General features: G+C 65.0%; 18 protein-coding genes. 8 read left to right on the forward strand and 10 right to left on the reverse strand.

From position 1 onward, the window contains the following. The first annotated feature begins 205 nt into the window (after positions 1–205). Together H9529_RS01035 and H9529_RS01040 are read left to right on the forward strand one after the other, a co-directional pair. Positions 206–823, forward strand: coding sequence for a TetR/AcrR family transcriptional regulator (locus H9529_RS01035; RefSeq protein WP_092885713.1), 618 nt, complete (start codon positions 206–208; stop codon positions 821–823). A gap of 129 nt (positions 824–952) precedes the next feature. Beyond that, on the forward strand, positions 953–1,363 hold the full coding sequence (locus H9529_RS01040; protein WP_092885715.1) for a DUF2852 domain-containing protein: 411 nt from the start codon (positions 953–955) through the stop codon (positions 1,361–1,363). 185 nt (positions 1,364–1,548) lie between these two features. On the opposite strand, the gene mmsB is transcribed toward H9529_RS01040, so the two are convergent. The 4 genes from mmsB to H9529_RS01060 form a co-directional block, all read right to left on the reverse strand. After that, a complete protein-coding gene (gene mmsB / locus H9529_RS01045; protein WP_092885717.1) occupies positions 1,549–2,421 on the reverse strand; it encodes a 3-hydroxyisobutyrate dehydrogenase in 873 nt (290 codons plus the stop codon). A gap of 80 nt (positions 2,422–2,501) precedes the next feature. Then, positions 2,502–3,533, reverse strand: a complete 1,032-nt coding sequence (locus H9529_RS01050) for an enoyl-CoA hydratase/isomerase family protein (RefSeq protein WP_092885719.1) — start codon at positions 3,531–3,533, stop codon at positions 2,502–2,504. Continuing rightward, a complete protein-coding gene (locus H9529_RS01055; RefSeq protein WP_092885721.1) occupies positions 3,533–4,684 on the reverse strand; it encodes an acyl-CoA dehydrogenase family protein in 1,152 nt (383 codons plus the stop codon). Before H9529_RS01055 ends, H9529_RS01050 begins: the two co-directional genes overlap by 1 nt. A gap of 90 nt (positions 4,685–4,774) precedes the next feature. Beyond that, positions 4,775–5,965, reverse strand: coding sequence for a phosphoglycerate kinase (locus tag H9529_RS01060; protein ID WP_092885723.1), 1,191 nt, complete (start codon positions 5,963–5,965; stop codon positions 4,775–4,777). A 156-nt stretch (positions 5,966–6,121) separates the two neighbouring features. On the opposite strand from H9529_RS01060, the gene H9529_RS01065 reads away from it, so the two are divergent. Next, entirely contained in the window at positions 6,122–6,628 is a 507-nt protein-coding gene (locus H9529_RS01065) for a peptidylprolyl isomerase (protein ID WP_092885725.1), read from the forward strand. Next, a complete protein-coding gene (locus tag H9529_RS01070; protein ID WP_397544882.1) occupies positions 6,621–7,235 on the forward strand; it encodes a peptidylprolyl isomerase in 615 nt (204 codons plus the stop codon). Before H9529_RS01065 ends, H9529_RS01070 begins: the two co-directional genes overlap by 8 nt. 127 nt (positions 7,236–7,362) lie before the next feature. On the opposite strand, the gene H9529_RS01075 is transcribed toward H9529_RS01070, so the two are convergent. From H9529_RS01075 to H9529_RS01095, 5 genes are all read right to left on the reverse strand, one after another. Then, the gene (locus H9529_RS01075; RefSeq protein ID WP_092885727.1) at positions 7,363–8,544 is read right to left on the reverse strand and encodes a vWA domain-containing protein; all 1,182 of its coding nucleotides are present in this window, start codon (positions 8,542–8,544) and stop codon (positions 7,363–7,365) included. Between the two features lie 3 nt (positions 8,545–8,547). After that, on the reverse strand, positions 8,548–8,712 hold the full coding sequence (locus H9529_RS01080) for an apolipoprotein acyltransferase (protein WP_143033459.1): 165 nt from the start codon (positions 8,710–8,712) through the stop codon (positions 8,548–8,550). Between the two features lie 21 nt (positions 8,713–8,733). After that, positions 8,734–10,035 carry a DUF2927 domain-containing protein gene (locus H9529_RS01085; RefSeq protein WP_223814255.1) on the reverse strand — a complete coding sequence of 434 codons (1,302 nt, stop codon included), beginning with the start codon at positions 10,033–10,035 and terminating at the stop codon, positions 8,734–8,736. Between the two features lie 146 nt (positions 10,036–10,181). Next, complete coding sequence (locus tag H9529_RS01090) at positions 10,182–10,631, reverse strand: GNAT family N-acetyltransferase (protein ID WP_092885731.1); 450 nt, start codon at positions 10,629–10,631, stop codon at positions 10,182–10,184. After that, complete coding sequence (locus tag H9529_RS01095; RefSeq protein ID WP_092885733.1) at positions 10,628–11,470, reverse strand: AAA family ATPase; 843 nt, start codon at positions 11,468–11,470, stop codon at positions 10,628–10,630. Before H9529_RS01095 ends, H9529_RS01090 begins: the two co-directional genes overlap by 4 nt. Positions 11,471–11,674: 204 nt before the next feature. Here H9529_RS01095 and dksA point away from each other — a divergent pair, with 204 nt between their 5' ends. Together dksA and H9529_RS01105 are read left to right on the forward strand one after the other, a co-directional pair. Continuing rightward, positions 11,675–12,097, forward strand: coding sequence for an RNA polymerase-binding protein DksA (dksA, locus tag H9529_RS01100; protein WP_092885735.1), 423 nt, complete (start codon positions 11,675–11,677; stop codon positions 12,095–12,097). A 264-nt stretch (positions 12,098–12,361) separates the two neighbouring features. Next, positions 12,362–13,699 carry an FAD-dependent monooxygenase gene (locus H9529_RS01105; RefSeq protein WP_092885737.1) on the forward strand — a complete coding sequence of 446 codons (1,338 nt, stop codon included), beginning with the start codon at positions 12,362–12,364 and terminating at the stop codon, positions 13,697–13,699. Between the two features lie 191 nt (positions 13,700–13,890). Here H9529_RS01105 and H9529_RS01110 read toward each other — a convergent pair whose 3' ends face one another. After that, a complete protein-coding gene (locus H9529_RS01110) occupies positions 13,891–14,460 on the reverse strand; it encodes a YcbK family protein (protein ID WP_092886263.1) in 570 nt (189 codons plus the stop codon). Positions 14,461–14,883: 423 nt separating this feature from the next. Here H9529_RS01110 and H9529_RS01115 point away from each other — a divergent pair, with 423 nt between their 5' ends. Then, entirely contained in the window at positions 14,884–16,518 is a 1,635-nt protein-coding gene (locus tag H9529_RS01115) for a L,D-transpeptidase family protein (RefSeq protein ID WP_223814256.1), read from the forward strand. 55 nt (positions 16,519–16,573) lie between these two features. Then, positions 16,574–17,665 carry a UDP-3-O-(3-hydroxymyristoyl)glucosamine N-acyltransferase gene (locus H9529_RS01120; protein WP_092885739.1) on the forward strand — a complete coding sequence of 364 codons (1,092 nt, stop codon included), beginning with the start codon at positions 16,574–16,576 and terminating at the stop codon, positions 17,663–17,665. Positions 17,666–17,707: the final 42 nt, after the last annotated feature.

Raw genomic sequence — 17,707 nt, forward strand, 5'->3', positions numbered from 1 at the left:
CGCTTTATGTCGGTTCTGGCAGAGCACGCGGTCGCCGATGCCCGCGCGCTGAGATACGGGCCTTTGCGATCATGTCGCAGGGGGCAAGCGCTGCCCGGCGGTTCACTGGTTGAACTTTACCGCTATATCCGTGCTATATATCGGCGCTTATTGTCAGGACCGCCTATGCACCGCATCCCCGCCCCCCGTCCAAGGTCGCCGCGCCATGGCTAAACAGGGCTATCACCACGGAAATCTGCGGCAGGCGCTGGTTGAGGCCACGCTGGACCTGATCGCGGACAAGGGACCGCAGGGCTTTACCATGGCCGAGGCCGCGAAGCTGGCCGGCGTGTCCGCCGCCGCGCCCTACCGGCATTTCGGCGGGCGCGAGGATCTGATTGCCGAACTGGCCTTGCAGGGGTTCGAGCTGTTCGCGGATCTGTTGGAATACGCGTATAATGGGGGCAAGCCGTCGCCCCTTGCCGCGTTCGAGACGGTGGGCCGGGCCTATTTGGCCTTTGCGCGCAAGCATCCGGGGCATTATGTGGCGATGTTCGAATCCGGGGTGTCGCCGGGGGCAACGCCAGATCTGGCGCAGGCCTCGGCGCGGGCGAATCGCGTGCTGACCCGCGCGGCCGAGGCGCTTTCGGCCCGCATCCCACCCGAACGACGCCCGCCGCCCGCGATGTTTGCCGCGCATGTCAGCGCGCTGAGCCACGGGATTGTCGAGCTTTATGCCCGCGGCGCGCCGGGCGCGCGCACGCCGTTCCCGCCCGAACAATTGCTGGAAACCGGCATCGGCATCTACCTGCGGGGCCTGGGATTTCTGGACGCCGACAGCTGAGGCGGCGGGGCCTGCGCGGAATTTCGCAAAAAACTGCGCCCCGGGCCTTGAATGGACAATAGGACTTGCCATCTATGTAAATGTGAATAACATTAACACTGACCGAGGCGCACAGAGGAGATACTGATCATGGCGACTGCAACTGCTTTTTTATCCTGGCCCGCACGGGCTGAAAACTGGCTTGATTCCTATGGCAAGGGCGCGTGGATCGCCGCCATGGTTCTGGGCTTCATCGTGTTCTGGCCGGTCGGCCTGGCACTTCTGGCATATATGATCTGGGGAAAGAAAATGTTTGGCAACAAATCGTGCAAGAATCGCAACCGCATGCCCACCGGGGCGCTGCGTGACAGTGGCAACGTGGCGTTCGAGGCCTACAAGGCCGAAACCCTCAAGCGGCTGGAAGACGAGCAATCGGCGTTCGACAGCTTCCTGGAGCGGCTGCGCGACGCCAAGGACAAGGCCGAGTTCGACACCTTCATGGACCAGAACAAGGGCCGCCGCGCGGCGGAAACCCAAAGCGATCAACCTGTTGCAGGGTGATCTTACGATTTGACGGGGGCAGGGCGCAGACCCGCGCCCGCCCCGAACGCAAAACCCCGGCCATGTGCCGGGGTTTTGCGTATTTATGGTGTAATGGTCGGGGGCGGAAAGGGCGTTTAGAACCCTTTGGCCAGTATCTGCGCCACCCGATGCGGCCTCGATGCGCCCCCGATACGCCGGCGCCGCTACCCGCGCCCGCGCGATGCGAAGCGGGGCAGCATGGCAGAAAAGTCGCGGCCTGTGCCGTCTTCTTCCTCGACGAAACGCGCGTAAAGTGCTGTGGCGGCGGTGCCCAGCGGCGTGTCGGCATCGGCCCCTTCTGCCGCCTGTTGCGCCAGCCGCAGATCCTTCAGCATCAGGTCCGCAGCAAAGCCCGGTTTGTAGTCATTGTCGGCGGGCGATTGCGGCCCGATGCCCGGCGCGGGGCAATAGGCGTTCATCGACCAGCTGTAGCCAGAAGAAGTTGAGACGACATCGAACATCTTCTGGCGGTCCAGCCCCAGCTTGTCGGCCAGCGCGAATGCCTCGCAGGTGGCGATCATCGTCACGCCGAGGATCATGTTGTTGCATATCTTGGCAGCCTGTCCTGCGCCTGCATCGCCGCAATGCACCGCCTTTGCGCCCATCACGTCAAAAAGCGCGGCTGCGGTGGCAAAAGCCGCCGCGCTGCCGCCCACCATGAAAGTCAGCGTGCCCGCCGTCGCCCCGCCGACGCCGCCCGATACCGGTGCATCCAACGCACCGATGCCTGCGGCCTGCGCCTGTTCCGCCACCGCGCGGGCGCTGTCCACATCGACGGTGGAGCAATCGCACAGCACCGCGCCCGCGCGCATCGCGGGGACAAGCTGCGCGGCCACGCTGCGCAAGATCGCGCCATTGGGGAGCATGGTGATGACCACATCGGCATCGGTTGCAGCCGCTTCGGCGCTGCGGGCATCTTGTACGCCCGCAGGCATCGGGGCGTGCAGATCGAAGCCCGCCACCTCATGCCCTGCCGCTGCCAGATTGGCGGCCATTGGCCCGCCCATATTGCCCAGCCCGATAAATCCGATCTTCATGGTTCCCCCCCCCATTATTATTGTGGCCGTTTTTTCTAATGGCCGTTTTTGTAATGGCCGTGTGGCTTTGGCCGTTTGTGTCAGACCGTCAAGACCAGCTCATCGGGTCCCAACGGCGCCAGAACCGCATCAACTTCGGCCTCGGTCACATTATACGGTGCGCCGTGGCGCCAGCGCGGGCTGCGGTCTTTCTCGATGATCTGGGCGCGGATGCCTTCCAAGAGGTCGCCTTCCTTTACCAGCCGGTGCGTGGCGCGGTATTCCTGCCGCAGGGCTGCCGCCAGCGTGGTCGGCCGCGCGGTGATCATGGCGCGGGTCAGGCTGGTCGAGAGCGGGCTGTTGTGCTGCAATGCCTTGTGCGCGGTCACGGCCCAATCCTCGGCGTTGAGGTCCAGTTCGGCCATTACCTCGGTCACCGAGGCGGCGCTGAAGGCTGCATCCACCGTGCGGGCAATATCGCCCAGCTGCGCATGTGGCGGCACGGTCAGCCGGGCATAAAGCGCGTCCAGCCTGCCGGTTTCGCACAGCGCCGCTGTCACCCCGGGCCAGGCGATTTCGGGGATGAAATGATCGGCAAAGCCGCACCAGATCGCATCGCCCGGTCCCATGCGCGCGCCGGTCAGGCCCAGGTAAAGGCCCATCTGGCCCGGCGCGCGGGCCAGAAGGTAGGTGCCGCCCACATCGGGGATCAGGCCGATGGCGCATTCGGGCATGGAGATGCGGGTGCTTTCGCCCACCACGCGGTGGCGCACGTGGCAGCCAAGCCCCACGCCGCCGCCCATAACGTACCCCTGCATCATCGAGACAATGGGTTTGGGATAGGTCGAAAGGTAGAGGTTCAGCGCATATTCATCGCGCCAGAAGGCGCGTGCGGTGTCGAAATCCCCCGCGCTGCCCGCCGCATGGATCTGCGCGATGTCGCCGCCCGCGCAAAACGCGCGCGTGCCCACCGCATCCAGAATGACCAACGCCACGGCGTCATCGGTGACCCAGCGGTGCAGCGCGTCGCTGATCTGGGTGCAGATGTCATGTGTCAGCGCGTTCAGCGCCTGCGGTCGGTTCAGGGTGATCCGGCCTGCATGCCCTTCAACGCGAATGTCCACATCTGCCATTAACTTCTTCCTCCGCCCGCAAGCATTTGTCGCGCCACGATCAGGCGCATGATTTCATTGGTCCCTTCCAGGATCTGGTGCACGCGCAGGTCGCGGACCAGTTTTTCGATCCCGTAATCGGCCAGATAGCCGTAACCGCCGTGCAGTTGCAGGCATTGATCGACACTGCGTGAGCCCGCCTCGGTCACGAATTTCTTTGCCATGGCGCAGGCCATCGTGGCATCGGGCGCACCATTGTCCAGCTTCCACGCCGCCTGATGCAAGAAGACGCGGGCGGCTTGCAGGTCGATCTGCATGTCGGCCAGCCGGAATTGCAGCGCCTGAAACTGGTCCAGCGGCTGCCCGAAGGCCTTGCGGTCCGCCATATAGGTCAGCGTCGCATCCAGACCCGCCTGCGCGCCGCCAAGGCTGCATGCGGCGATGTTGAGCCGCCCCCCGTCCAGCCCCGCCATGGCATAGCGAAAGCCCGCGCCTTCCTCGCCGATCAGATTTTCGCGCGCAACGTGGCAATCGTCAAGTTGGACCTGCCGCGTGGGTTGCGCGCGCCAGCCCATCTTGTCCTCCAGCCCGCCGAAGGACAGGCCGGGGGCGTCGGCATCCACCACCAAGGCGGAAACCCCGCGCGCGCCCTCGGCCCCGGTGCGGCACATCACGATATAGGTGTCGGAATAGCCCCCGCCCGAGATGAAGGCCTTGGTGCCGTTCAGCAAATACCCATCGGGGCCAGCCGCTGCGCGGGTCTTCAGCGCGGCCGCGTCCGAGCCTGATCCCGGTTCGGTCAGGCAATAGGACAGGATTTTCTCCATCGACAGGGCGGCGGGCAGGTAGCGCGCTTTCAGGTCATCGCTGCCGTAGCGGTCCAGCATCGCGGCACACATGTTGTGGATCGACAGGAACGCCGCGACCGAGGGGCAGGCCATCGACAGCGCCTCGAACACCAGGGTGGCATCCAGCCGCGACAGGCCAGAGCCGCCCGCATCCTCGGACACATAAAGCCCGCCAAAGCCCAGTTCGGCGAGCTTTGGCCACAGGTCGCGCGGGATGGTGCCCGCCACTTCCCACGCCCGCGCATGGGGGGCGATATGCTCCTGACCAAAGGCATGCGCCATGTCAAAAATGGCAGTCTGTTCTTCGGTACGCGCAAAATCCATGCCGTGTCTCCCCCCACGTTGCATTATCTGAACGTGTGTTTAATTCGGGATTCTTGCAAGAGTTTTGCAACGCTGCCCCGAATCCCACCGCTACTTTGCCAGCGCGGCCACGCCCGGCAGGGTCTTGCCCTCCATCCATTCGAGGAAAGCGCCGCCGGCGGTCGAGATATAGGTGAAATGCTCTGCCGCGCCGGATTGATTGAGGGCCGAGACCGTGTCGCCGCCGCCCGCGACCGAGATCAGCTTGCCTGCCGCTGTCAGATCCGCGGCGCATTTCGCCGCCGCCGTGGTGGCGATGTGGAAGGGCGGCAGTTCGAAAACGCCCAGCGGGCCGTTCCAGATCACGGTCTTGCAGGTTTTGAACACGGCTTCGATGTTGGCAATGCTGTCGGGGCCCGCGTCGAGGATCATCGCGTCGCTGGGGCATTGGGCAACCGGCACGGTCTGGGTGGCGGTGTCGGCCTTGAATTCCCACGCGACCACGATGTCGGTGGGCAGGTGGATGGTGCAGCCTGCGGCCTTTGCCTTTTCCAGAATCTCGCGCGCGGTGTCGGCCATGTCGCGTTCGGCCATCGACGCGCCGACCTCGACCCCTTGCGCGACAAGGAAGGTGTTGGCCATGCCGCCGCCGATGATCAGGTGTTCGACCCGGCCCACGAGGTTGCCCAGCAGGTCCAGCTTGGTCGAAACTTTCGCGCCCCCCACCACGGCGGCCACGGGACGGGCGGGGTTGCCAAGGGCTGCGTCAAGCGCCGTCAGTTCCGCCTCCATCAGCCGGCCGGCGCAGGCGGGCAGCAGATGCGCGATCGCCTCGGTCGAGGCATGCGCGCGGTGCGCCGCCGAGAAGGCGTCGTTCACATAAAGGTTGCCCAATGCGGCCATGGACGCGGCCAGCAGCTTGTCATTCTTTTCTTCGCCCGCGTGGAAACGGGTGTTTTCCAACAGCAGGACATCGCCCGTCTGCATCGCCGATACGGCTTCCTTTGCGGGCACGCCGATGCAGTCCGACGCGAAGGACACGGGTTGACCCAGCGCGGCCTCCAGCGCGGGGATGAGGTGTTGCAGCGACATTTCCGGCACGACCTTGCCCTTTGGCCGGTCGAAATGCGCCAGCAGCACCGGCTTGCCGCCCGCGTCCAGAATAGCGCGGACCGTGGGGATGATCCGGTCGATCCGCGTGGCGTCGGTGACTTTGCCGTCCTTCATCGGCACGTTGATGTCGACGCGCACCAGCGCAACCTTGCCCGCCAGATCCATATCGTCGAGGGTTTTGAAGTCCATGATGCGCCGCTCCTGTTTGAATTCGCGCGACTGTCGCCAATGCCCGTGCCGAGGTCAACCCGAAGTGACCCGGTGGCACCGGCCATGGGGGCTTTTCCTTTGGCCCCACGGGCGATAGTGTCTGCCCTCAGTATCAAACGCACAAGGACCATCAGAATGGCCGAGATCAAAGACCCTGAAAACACCCTGCTGATCGAACTGAAGGGCGGTACCGTCACCGTGGAATTGCTGCCCGACATCGCGCCCCAGCATTGCGCCCGCATCAAGGAACTGGCGCGCGCCGGGTCCTATGACAACGTGGTGTTTCACCGGGTGATCGACGGGTTCATGGCGCAGACCGGCGACGTGGCCAATGGCAATGCCGAAAAAGACTTCAACATCCGCCGCGCGGGCACCGGCGCGTCTGACCTGCCCGACGTTCCGGCAGAGTTTTCGGGCATCCCGCATGACCGGGGCACCATTGGCGCTGCGCGGTCGTCGAACCCCAACAGCGCGAACAGCCAGTTCTTCATCAACTTTGCTGACAACCATTTCCTCAACCGCCAGTACACCGTCTATGGCCGTGTCATCGCGGGGATGGAGCATGTGGACGCGATCACCCGCGGTGAGCCGCCTGCGAGCCCGGACCGCATGATCAGCGTAAAGGTGGCCGCCGATGCGTGATCGTCTTATCGCGGGCGGATTGTTCGCGCTGGGTTTCGTGATCCTGGGCGCCAGCTACCTCAGCATGACGGGCGGGGTTTCGGCGCAGGATTACAGCGCCGTTGACACCGGCGGCCCCTATCTGGTGATCGAGGTCGCGGGCGAGGCGAATGGTACCGTCCGCGTCGATCTGCGCCCCGATGTCGCGCCGCAGCATGTGGAACAGATCGTCACACTGGCCGAGCAGGGCGCCTATGATGGCGTGGTGTTCCACCGCGTGATCGATGGTTTCATGGCGCAGACCGGCGATGTGCAATTCGGCAAGTCGGGCGGCGATACGTCGCGCGCCGGGACGGGGGGCTCTGACCTCGGGGATATTCCGGCCGAGTTTTCCGACCTGTCGTTTCAGCGCGGCGTCGTCGGCATGGCGCGCAGCCAGAGCCCGGACAGCGCGAACAGCCAGTTCTTCATCATGTTCGACGACACGCCACATCTGAACGGGGCATATACCGTCGTGGGCCAGGTGGTCGACGGGATCGAGGTTGTGGACGCCATCAAACGCGGCGGCGGCGGCAACGGCAGCGTGACCGACCCCGACCGCATGGTGCGCGTGACGGTTGAAGACTGACGCCCGACCTATGGCGATGTGACCAAGCCGCGCGGCCCGTTGGGGTGGCGCGGCTTTTTGTTTGAAAGATCATGTTTTCAGTGTGTTGCCCGGCGTTTCTAATGTGGTTTTCCCGGTGCGACGCGCCTCAGGAAAGGGTCCGCACGCCACGCGCGATGCCGTCCAGACTCATCGGGACCATGGCACCGTCGAAGATCTGGCGGATCAGGCTGATTGAATGTGACGTGTTCCAGAAGCGTTCGGGCGTCGGGTTGATCCACAGGCAGTTTGGCCATTGGTCGCGCGCGCGGGCCAGCCAGACCTGCCCGGCTTCCGGGTTCCAGTGTTCATTCGCGCCGCCGGGATGCGTGACCTCATAGGGCGACATATTGGCGTCGCCTACGAAGATGCATTTGTAGTCAGGGCCATAGCGGTGCAGCACGTCCCATGTGGGGGTGCGGGCATTCCAGCGGCGGGAATTGTCGCGCCAGACATATTCGTACAGGCAATTGTGGAAATAGAAGTGTTCCAGATGCTTGAATTCGGACCGCGCGGCGCTGAAAAGCTCTTCCATGACGCGCACATGGGGGTCCATGGAGCCGCCGATATCGAAGAAGATCAGCACCTTGACGGCGTTGCGCCGCTCTGCCCGTGTCTTGATGTCCAGCCAGCCCTGTTCGGCGGTCGAGCGGATGGTGCCGTCGAGGTCCAGTTCCTGCGCCGCGCCATCGCGCGCCCAGCGGCGCAGGCGTTTCAGCGCCACCTTGATGTTGCGCGTACCCAGTTCGACCGAGTCGTCCAGATTGCGGAATTCGCGCTTGTCCCAGACCTTTACCGCGCGGCCATGGCGGCCGGTGTCTTGCCCGATGCGCACGCCTTCGGGGTTGTAGCCATAGGCACCAAAGGGGCTGGTGCCTGCGGTGCCCACCCATTTGTTCCCCCCCTGATGGCGGCCTTGCTGCTCGGCCAGCCGTGCGCGCAGCGTCTCCATCAGTTTGTCGAACCCGCCAAGCGCCGCTATTTCGGCCTTTTCGGCGTCGGTCAGGTGCTTTTCGGCCATTTTGGCCAGCCATTCGGGGGGCAGGTCGATGGCGTCGAGCACGGCCCCGGGGGTGATGCCCTCCAGTCCCTGAAAGCTTGCGGCAAAGGCGCGGTCGAAACGGTCCAGATACCGCTCATCCTTGACCATGATCGCGCGGGCCAGATAGTAGAAACCGTCGATGTCGTAGGTCACAAGACCGCGCGACATCGCTTCCAGAAAAGCCAGATATTCGCGCAGGCTGACCGGAACACCCCCGGCACGCAACTGGTCGAAAAACGGCTGAAACATGGGTTACAACAGCCTTTCCACCCCGATGGTGACAAAAAGCCCGACGATCGCGCCGATGATGGCGAAAACGGCAGCATATTGCGCGGCATCAAAGCCATTGCCACCGCGCCGTTTCGCGCGCCAGCCGCCGTACACGGCACCTGCAATCATGCAAAAAAGAACGATCATCCGCCAGTTTCTCCTGTTATTTCAGCGCGACACGGGCAGGGCGCGGGTCAGGGCGGCGACCTCGGCCAACCTTGCACGCACCGCGTCATCGGTGCCGAAGCCATAGCGCGCCCAGATCAGACTGTCGAGGCGCAGCGCCGCGGCATCGGCGCGCGCGCCCATCGCCTGCAACGCTTCGGCGCGCAGCAGTTGCAGCGACGACAGAAGGGCGGCGTTTTCGGTGCGCCGCGCGACCGGGATCGCGCGGGTGGTCAGTTGCATCACCAGATCCATCTGGCCCGAGGCCAGCGCCTGCACCGTCAGTTGCATATCGACATGGGCGGCGTGCACCTCGGCGCCCGGAAGGTCGCGGTAGATTGCGCCCGCGCGGATCAGCGCGGCCAGCGCGGCCTCGCCTTCTTGCGGGGGCAAGAAGCGCGCGACCAGAAACAGGCTGAGCGCCAGCCGCCCGTCCTGCCAGCCCGCCGCGTTGGCCAGTGTCAGCGCCCGGCTGGCCGCGTCCAGCCGCATGTCGCGCCCGCCCTCGCCGCCAAAAGCGGCCTCGATTGCGTTGATCCACGCGCGGGGGGTGGGGCCTGCGGGGCCGGTGCCGCCGCGTTCCCCGCGTGGGTTGAGGCGCGCCAGCACGGCGGGCAGCACGGCGGCCACTTGCGCGGGGCGCATGCCATTTTGCAACGCCGGGTCGTTCCAGGCGCGCAGGACCAGCATGTCAAAGCCGGTCAGCGCGGTCTGGAAATTATCATCGTTGAAGATCGAATCCGTCAGGCGGAACAGGTCGTTCAGGGGGCCCAGCGCTTGCCCGACCTCTTCGTGCAGGCAGTCGCGGGTTTCTTGCGGGGTGGTGTCGGAGGGGATGAAAATGCCCACTTCCTGGCGCACCGAGACCTGCGCCCAGTCCAGCGCCGGGTTGCGGCGGTTGGCGCGGAAATCCTGCCAGCTGCTGACATTGGGCACCAGAAAACACGCCGCCTGCGGCACCAGCGACCGGATGCGGGCGCGCGGCAGGAAGGTCACGTTGATCCGGGCGGGTTGGTCTTCGGGCACGCGGGTGATGTCGATGTCGGCTTCACTGCGCAGGCGTTGGATCAGCCGGTCGGTATCGGTCAGCGCGCCAACGGGCGGGGCGCCGGTGACGCGCAGGGTCACGGGGCCGTCGAAGCGCGACAGCGCGGGGACCGCGCGCCCGGATTCGAGGAAGAACCCCATTTCCAGGATATCGCGCACCATGTCGGCATTGGCGCGCGCGGGTGGCAGCGGATCGGGAGGGCCAAAGCGTGGCAGCGCTGGCAGCGGCATGGCGCTGGCCGCCATCCGTTCGGACACATCGGGGGCCTGCGCGCCACAGGCCGCCAGCACCAGCAGCGCGGCGAGGGTTGTCGCGCCTGCGCTTATCCTTTTAATACAGCGCCTTGCGGGGCGGCCTTCAACCAATTTATGAACCTGGACGGCCGCAGGCGCCACAAGGCTCATCACAAGGGCCGGGTATATTTGATGAAGGGGGTCAGCGTGCCTACCTGATCGTAGAGCCGCCGCGCCGTCGCGTTGAAATCTTGCGTGGTCCAGTAGACGCGCGGCACACCTGCGGCATCGGCGCGGTCATAGACGGCATGGATCAGCGCGCGCGCCACGCCGCGGCCGCGGGCCTCGGGCGTGGTGAAAAGATCTTGCAGATAGCAGATGCCCGCCGGATGCCATGTGTGCGCGTGAAAGAGGTAATGCACCAGCCCCAGCAAGGTGCCATCCGCGTCGGCTACCATTCCGAAGGGGCCGTGCGGGTCGCCTGACAGCAGGCGCGCAAAGGTGTCGTCGAACACGCTGTCGGGCAGTTCGGTTTCATAATAGGTCAGATAGCCGCGCCATAGCGCGCGCCACTGGTCGTGGTCGGCCTGCGTGATGGGGCGGATCCGGGGCGGGGTCATCGGGCAGTACTCCGGTGCATGAAGGCAAGCCGTTCGAAAAGGTGCACATCCTGTTCGTTTTTCAGCAGCGCGCCATATAGTTTTGGCAATCCCTCGGCCCCGCTGCGGCGCAGGTCTTCGGCGCTCAGGTCTTCGGCCAGCAGCAGTTTCAGCCAATCCAGCACCTCGGAGGTCGAGGGTTTCTTCTTCAACCCCGGCGTGTCGCGCAGGGTGTAGAACTGGGACAATGCTTCGGCCAGCAGGGCGGGTTTAAGGGCCGGAAAATGCACCGCGACGATGCGCTTCATCGTTTCGGCATCGGGAAAGCGGATGTAGTGGAAGAAGCAGCGCCGCAAGAAGGCGTCGGGCAGTTCCTTTTCGTTGTTCGAGGTGATGATGACCACGGGGCGGTGCCGCGCACGCACGGTCTCGCCCGTCTCGTAGACGTGGAAGGTCATCTGGTCGAGCTCTTGCAAAAGGTCGTTGGGGAACTCCACATCCGCCTTGTCGATTTCGTCGATCAGCAAGACGACGCGCGCCTCTGCTGCGAAGGCCTGCCACAACATGCCCCGGCGGATGTAATTGCGCACATCGTCTACCCGTGCATCGCCAAGCTGGCTGTCACGCAGCCGCGATACGGCGTCGTATTCGTAAAGCCCCTGCTGCGCCCGTGTGGTGGATTTCACCCCCCATTCCAGCAGTGGCATGCCAAGGGCCGCAGCCACCTGGCGGGCCAGTTCGGTCTTGCCGGTGCCGGGCTCGCCCTTCACCAGAAGGGGACGTTCCAGCAGAACCGCCGCATCGACGGCAACCCGCAGATCTTCGGTCGCGATATAGCTGTCGGTAGAGGTGAATCGCATCGGAACTCCGCCCGCAATGGCCTGTTGGCGTCCAAGGTAGCGCGCGGTTAACTGGCCCGCAACCTGTGGTAGGCGTAGGCGATAATCCGCGTGACAACGCAAGATGCTTGCGGTATCTGGCAGCGCAAGGGAAGCCGGAGAATGACAGGCGACAACCCCACCGGGCATCGTCGGTCTGAAACCGGGCAGCAAGGGGACCCGAGAATGAAGGCTGAGACTTTTTTGCCGCAAGATTACCGCCCGGCCGAGGACGAACCGTTCATGAATGAGCGGCAGCTGGAGTATTTTCGCCGTAAGTTGCTGGACTGGCGCGAAGATGTGCTGAACGGCAGCCGTGAAACGCTGGAGGGGCTGGCGAACGGCACCCGCGCGATTCCCGATATTGCCGATCGCGCGTCCGAAGAAACCGACCGAGCGCTGGAGTTGCGGACACGGGACCGGCAGCGCAAACTGGTCTCCAAGATCGAAGCGGCGCTGCGGCGGATCGAAAACGGTGAATTCGGCTATTGCGAAGTGAGCGGTGAGCCGATTTCGCTGAAGCGGCTGGACGCGCGCCCGATCGCGACCATGACGCTGGAAGCGCAGGAAAAACACGAGCGCCGCGAGAAAGTACACCGCGATACCTGAGCGGACGGGGCGCCCATATTGATGCTGGAGAAAACCACCGTGGCAGCCCTGCCACGGTGGTTTTCGTTGGGGGCTACGGACTGCGCATGCCTGTCCGCTTTGGCGCGCAGCGCTGTTACGTTGCGGCGGCGCGCACGGGTCGCAAAGGCGGGTGGTTTGTCGCATGTGATGCGGGCCAAGATGCGGGCATCTTGGCGCAAGCGAGAGGCTGCGCCCGGCAGGTGATTGCCGCCGGTGTGCTGCGAAACAGAAGGATCAGCGCTGATGAGGATCAAGACCGCAGTGGTTCTGGGCGGCGGCGTCGCGGGGCTGGCTGCAGCGACGCTTCTGTCGCAGCGCGGTGTGGCGGTCCGGCTGCTGGAACAGGCCCCCGCGATCACCGAGGTTGGCGCGGGGCTTCAGATCAGCCCCAATGGCGTGGCGGTGCTGCGCGCCATGGGCTTGGGCGGGCAGGTGGCGGCGCGCGCCGTTTGCGCCCGCGCGGTGGAACTGCGGCGGGCCGCCGATGGCGGGCTGGTCACGCGGCTGGACCTGTCGGCTTATGACCGGGCGCGCCCGGATGCGGCCCGCGGTGCGGCGGCACCTGGCAAGGCGGTGTTGAACACGCGGGCGTCCAGCGGATTTGCCTTAGGCGACGCAGGCCCGGATGACGCGGGATCAAGTGACGCGGGCCGATCTGACGCGGGCCGATCCGAGACTGGCCGATCCGAGACGGCTGGGCAGGGGGGCTTTTACTTCTTTCACCGTGCCGACCTGGTGGCGATGCTGGCCGATCACGCCCGCGCCGCAGGTGTTGAAATCGTCCTGAACGCCTGCGCCGTATCCGTCACCCCGGGTGCGCCCGCCACCGTGCAGCTTGCCGATGGCACGACCGAACAGGCCGATCTGGTCGTTGGGGCGGATGGCCTACGGTCGGTCACCCGGGCGGCGGTCGGCCCGGCGGCGCCTGCGGCCTTTACCGGGCAGGTGGCGTGGCGCGCCGTGGTCCCTGCATCTGCGGGCGATGCCGCGCCGGTGGCGCAGGTCTTCATGGGGCCGGGGCGGCATCTGGTCAGCTATCCGCTGCGCGGGGGGCAGCAGCGCAATATCGTCGCGGTCGAGGAGCGGCAGGGCTGGACCGCCGAGGGCTGGCACCAAAGCGACTCGGCCGCCAATCTGTGCGCGGCATTCGCGGGTTTCGGCGGCCCGGTGCCGGGCTGGCTGGCACAGGTGACGCAGGTACATCTGTGGGGGCTGTTCCGCCACCCGGTCGCACCATGTTGGGGTGCCGAGGGCGTGGCGATTCTGGGCGATGCCGCGCATCCGACCCTGCCCTTCATGGCGCAGGGCGCGAATATGGCGCTGGAAGATGCCTGGGTGCTGGCCGGGGCGCTGGCCGGGGCGCTGACGTGGGGCGAGGGCGTTGCGGCGTTTCAGGTCGCACGCCGGGCACGGGTGGTGCGCGTTGTCGATGCCGCCACGACCAACGCACGCCTTTATCATTTGCGCGGGCCGGTGGCTTTGGCCGCGCATGCGGCGCTGCGGCTGGGCGGAACGCTGGCGCCCGGTGCTGCGTTAAGACGGTATGACTGGATTTACGGACACGATGTTACTGCGCCCTGAGGGCGGCATGTGGCGCAGTATGTTGCAAGATTGCTTGCGGCGCAGGCCGTGCGACCTGTCAGATTGCGCTGAGCGGGGCAGCCGACGCGGTTTATGCAACGCCATTTTCCGGCGTATTCCGCGCGCTGCCCCGACGCTTAGACCCGAGACGCTTAGACCCGAGACGCTTAGACCCGAGGTTCAGCCGGAGATTACGCGCCCCACGTGCGGTGGGGGCCGCAGTCCATGTGCACGAAATCCGACCGGGAATAGCGGCCGACGCCGCCCGCGCGACAGGCCGCTGCGGCGCGCGCGATCTCATTGACCGACCGGCCGCGCAGCCGCAAATCGGCGGCTTCCCCGACCATGTGCAACGAGTTGCGGGCAACGCCGCTGGAACGGGCGCGCAGCATCGCGTTGGTTTCGGGCGAGCGGTAGCCCGACAGCAGCATGTAGGGCTCTGACGCGCGCAAGATGCGGTGGGACGCCGCCATGATGTCCAGCGTGCGCGTGTCGATGTTGATGATCTTGTTGTTGCGCCAGTCGCGGAAGAAATAATTCACTTCGCGCAGCGCCTCGGGGATGTAATCGCCATCGACCCAATAGATCATGTCGAGCGTCTCGCCGGTGCGACCCGAATACAACTTGAGGCGTCGGATATCACCCGCGCCGCGCAAGAAGCTGAAAGCATTCGCGAATGTTGGCGCCGCAGCCACCGTGGTTGCCGCGAAGATGCCAAGCACCCCACGTCTGGAGAGTGCCGGTCCGCGTGTCTGTGTCATTCGGTCTGTCCCATCGTTTGGCTGCCTGTCAAAGCCCCGCAGGTCCGGCGTCGCGATCTTTTGCCGCTGATCCGCCGTGCGGGTGACGCCGCCCGCTGGTGCGACGATCAAGATTCGTATCGCATGTGTCGTTTACTAAACCAAGTTTTGATTCCTCCCCTGCCGCGCCCTGCCGCCGCGATCGGCAAAACTCCGCTGATTGGCGCAAAGATTCTGCATCTGCGGCCAGAAAGCGACACATTTGCGGGAACCGGAGTGGCAAGGTTGACGTGACGACGTGAATTTTTGATTAAGATTCGTGGTTTATGACTGCTGGCGCAGATGTGTATGGACGCGGTGGGCGGTTTCTTGCCAAATGTGTTGAAATAGTCGTTACCACCGCGCCCATTGGGCTGCTGGCCTGAATAAGAACAAGGAAAAAACATGATCCCGCAGGCAGTCGACATCCGCCAAGCCACATCGAAGCGCCAAACCGGCCTGCACAGCCTCATGGTCGGCATGGTCCTTTTTATCGGGCTGTTCATGTCATCGGTGTCGATGGCAGGCGCCCAAACTTTCAGCGCTTTCAAACAGGCCGTGGCCGAAGGGGCGGCTGGCGACACCGCAGTCTCGGCCTTCTACCGCGAAACCGGCTACGATTCGCTGTGGACCGGGCCGGATGACGCCGTGCGGCGCAGCGCCTTCCTGACGGCGATCCGTCGGGCGGATGACCACGGCCTGCCGGTCGCGCGATACGCCCCCGATGCGCTGATCGCGGCTTTCAGCCGGGTGGAGACGGAGCGCGACCGCGGCCTGCTGGAGGCTGAGGTCACGCGGCAATTCCTGCGCTTTGCCAACGACTTGCACAGTGGCCTTCTGGATCCGTCGCGCATCGACAGTGCCATCGTGCGGGAACTGCCCCGGCTGGACGCGCTGGCGGCACTGCATGATTTCGCCGAAGCCGCGCCGATGCAATACATGCGGGGGCTGGCCCCCGGCGCGCCGGAATATGCGCGCCTGTTCCGCGCCAAACAGCAATTGGAAGCCAGAATTGCGCAAGGTGGCTGGGGGCCTGCGGTGCCCGCGCGCGACCTGCGCCCCGGGCAATCCGGCGGGGCTGTCGTGGCATTGCGCAACCGGCTGATCGCGATGGAATATCTGCCCCGCTCGGCGTCGGCCAGCTATGACGGGGCCTTGCAGCGCGCAGTGCAGCAATTCCAGATCGCGCACAATTTTGAGGCCGACGGCATCGCCGGGCCCGAGACCCTGGCCGCAATCAATACCGACCCGTCAGAGCGGCTGAAAGCCATCATCGTCGCGATGGAGCGGGAGCGCTGGCTGAACATCCCGCGCGGCGACCGGCATGTCTGGGTCAACCTGACCGATTTTCACGCCCGCATCGTCGATTTCGATTCGGTGACTTTCGAGACGAAAGCGGTGATCGGGGCCACCGGGCAGAACCGCGAGACGCCCGAATTCTCGCACCGCATGCAGTATCTGGAGATCAACCCGGACTGGACGATGCCCCGCTCGATCCTGGCGCGCAGCTATTGGAACGGGCTTGCGGCGGGCGGGCACAGCTATTTGCAGCTGGTCGATTCCCGCGGCAATGTGGTGCCACGCGCCGCAGTGGATTTTTCGCGCTATTCGCCGCGCAATTTCCCCTTCAACGTGCGCCAGCCGCCGGGGCCGTCGAACCCGTTGGGCCGTGTGAAGTTCATGTTCCCCAACCCCTATGCAATCTATCTGCACGACAGCCCGGCGCGGTCGCTGTTCAACACAACGGTGCGGGCGCATTCCTCGGGCTGCGTGCGGCTGAACGACCCCGATGAATTCGCCTATGAGTTGCTGTCGCGGCAGACGGATGATCCCCGCGGGCTGTACCACAACACGCTGAATTCGGGCCAGCAGACACGTATCTACCTGGACGAACCCGTGCAGATCCACCTGGTTTACCGCACGGCCTTCACCTCGGTGCGCGGTGAGATGAACTACCGCGCCGATGTCTATGGCCGCGACGCGGCGATCTTTCGGGCGTTGCAAGCAGCCGGGGTGGTCTTGGGCGGCATTCAAAGCTAAGACCCGGCCTTGTGCGGGGCCTCATGCGCGGCCCTGCAACTGCCTTGGGGGTGCGATGAAGTTTCAGCTGAGCGATATTGCCGCGGCGCTGGGCGCGCGGCTGGAAGGGCGTGGCGACCTGACCGTCACACATGCGGCCGAACCTGCCGATGCCGGTCCCGATGCGCTGGCGCTGGCCTTGCAGCCCAAATTTGCCGAAGGGCTGGCACAGGGCCGCGCGCGTGCAGCATTGTTGTACGACGGTGCCGACTGGCGGGCGCTGGGGTTGGAAGCCGCGATTTTCGCGCCGCGCCCGCGCTATGCCATGTCCGGGCTGACCCGCGCGATGGATGCCGGACCTGATATTGCGCCCGGCATCCACGCCTCTGCCGTCATCGACCCTTCCGCCCGGATCGGGGCGGGCGCGCGGATCGGCCCGCTGGTGGTCGTGGGGCGCGACGTGGTGATCGGCGCGCGGGCGCGGATCGCCGCGCATGTCAGTATTGATGCGGGCGCGCAGATCGGGGATGACGCGCTGATCCTGCCCGGCGTGCGCATCGGCCATCACGTGCAAATCGGCGACCGTTTCATCGCGCAGCCCAACGCTGTTATCGGCGGCGACGGTTTCTCATTCGTGACGCCGGAAAAAAGCCGGGTCGAAGCGGTGCGTGAAACCCGCGCCCAGACCGAGACGGATACCGCCCAGCATTGGGAGCGGATCCATTCGCTGGGTACGGTCGTGATCGGTGATGATGTGGAAATCGGCAGCACTGCCGCGATTGATCGGGGCACCATCCGCGCCACGCGCATCGGGTCGGGCACAAAGCTGGATAACATGGTGCATATCGGGCATAATGTTGTCATCGGGCAAGATTGCCTGCTGTGCGGTCAGGTGGGGATTGCCGGATCTACGGTGCTGGGCGACCGCATCGTGCTGGCGGGCCGGGTCGCGGTGAATGACAATATCTTCGTCGGCGACGATGTGATCGCGGGCGGTGGCGCAATGATCTTCACCAACGTTCCTGCCGGGCGCGTCATCTGGGGGCATCCGGCGGTCAAGATGGAAACCCAGGTCGAGATCAACAAGGCGGTGCGCAGGCTGCCGCGTTTGTTTACACAAGTGGCCGAACTTCAGAAACTTGTTACACAGTCGCGCGATAAGGGGTAGCATCTGCGGGCTGTGATATGCCCCGCATCAACAGTCGGAGAC

Source organism: Roseicitreum antarcticum (assembly GCF_014681765.1).
Lineage (GTDB): Bacteria > Pseudomonadota > Alphaproteobacteria > Rhodobacterales > Rhodobacteraceae > Roseicitreum > Roseicitreum antarcticum.

Excerpts from the sequence above, each read along its gene's own strand:
- H9529_RS01035 (WP_092885713.1), top strand. The coding sequence starts at position 206 with ATGGCTAAACAGGGCTATCACCACGGAAATCTGCGGCAGGCGCTGGTT.
- H9529_RS01040 (WP_092885715.1), top strand. The coding sequence starts at position 953 with ATGGCGACTGCAACTGCTTTTTTATCCTGGCCCGCACGGGCTGAAAAC.
- mmsB (WP_092885717.1), bottom strand. The coding sequence starts at position 2,421 with ATGAAGATCGGATTTATCGGGCTGGGCAATATGGGCGGGCCAATGGCC.
- H9529_RS01050 (WP_092885719.1), bottom strand. The coding sequence starts at position 3,533 with ATGGCAGATGTGGACATTCGCGTTGAAGGGCATGCAGGCCGGATCACC.
- H9529_RS01055 (WP_092885721.1), bottom strand. The coding sequence starts at position 4,684 with ATGGATTTTGCGCGTACCGAAGAACAGACTGCCATTTTTGACATGGCG.
- H9529_RS01060 (WP_092885723.1), bottom strand. The coding sequence starts at position 5,965 with ATGGACTTCAAAACCCTCGACGATATGGATCTGGCGGGCAAGGTTGCG.
- H9529_RS01065 (WP_092885725.1), top strand. The coding sequence starts at position 6,122 with ATGGCCGAGATCAAAGACCCTGAAAACACCCTGCTGATCGAACTGAAG.
- H9529_RS01070 (WP_397544882.1), top strand. The coding sequence starts at position 6,621 with ATGCGTGATCGTCTTATCGCGGGCGGATTGTTCGCGCTGGGTTTCGTG.
- H9529_RS01075 (WP_092885727.1), bottom strand. The coding sequence starts at position 8,544 with ATGTTTCAGCCGTTTTTCGACCAGTTGCGTGCCGGGGGTGTTCCGGTC.
- H9529_RS01080 (WP_143033459.1), bottom strand. The coding sequence starts at position 8,712 with ATGATCGTTCTTTTTTGCATGATTGCAGGTGCCGTGTACGGCGGCTGG.
- H9529_RS01090 (WP_092885731.1), bottom strand. The coding sequence starts at position 10,631 with ATGACCCCGCCCCGGATCCGCCCCATCACGCAGGCCGACCACGACCAG.
- H9529_RS01095 (WP_092885733.1), bottom strand. The coding sequence starts at position 11,470 with ATGCGATTCACCTCTACCGACAGCTATATCGCGACCGAAGATCTGCGG.
- dksA (WP_092885735.1), top strand. The coding sequence starts at position 11,675 with ATGAAGGCTGAGACTTTTTTGCCGCAAGATTACCGCCCGGCCGAGGAC.
- H9529_RS01105 (WP_092885737.1), top strand. The coding sequence starts at position 12,362 with ATGAGGATCAAGACCGCAGTGGTTCTGGGCGGCGGCGTCGCGGGGCTG.
- H9529_RS01110 (WP_092886263.1), bottom strand. The coding sequence starts at position 14,460 with ATGACACAGACACGCGGACCGGCACTCTCCAGACGTGGGGTGCTTGGC.
- H9529_RS01115 (WP_223814256.1), top strand. The coding sequence starts at position 14,884 with ATGATCCCGCAGGCAGTCGACATCCGCCAAGCCACATCGAAGCGCCAA.
- H9529_RS01120 (WP_092885739.1), top strand. The coding sequence starts at position 16,574 with ATGAAGTTTCAGCTGAGCGATATTGCCGCGGCGCTGGGCGCGCGGCTG.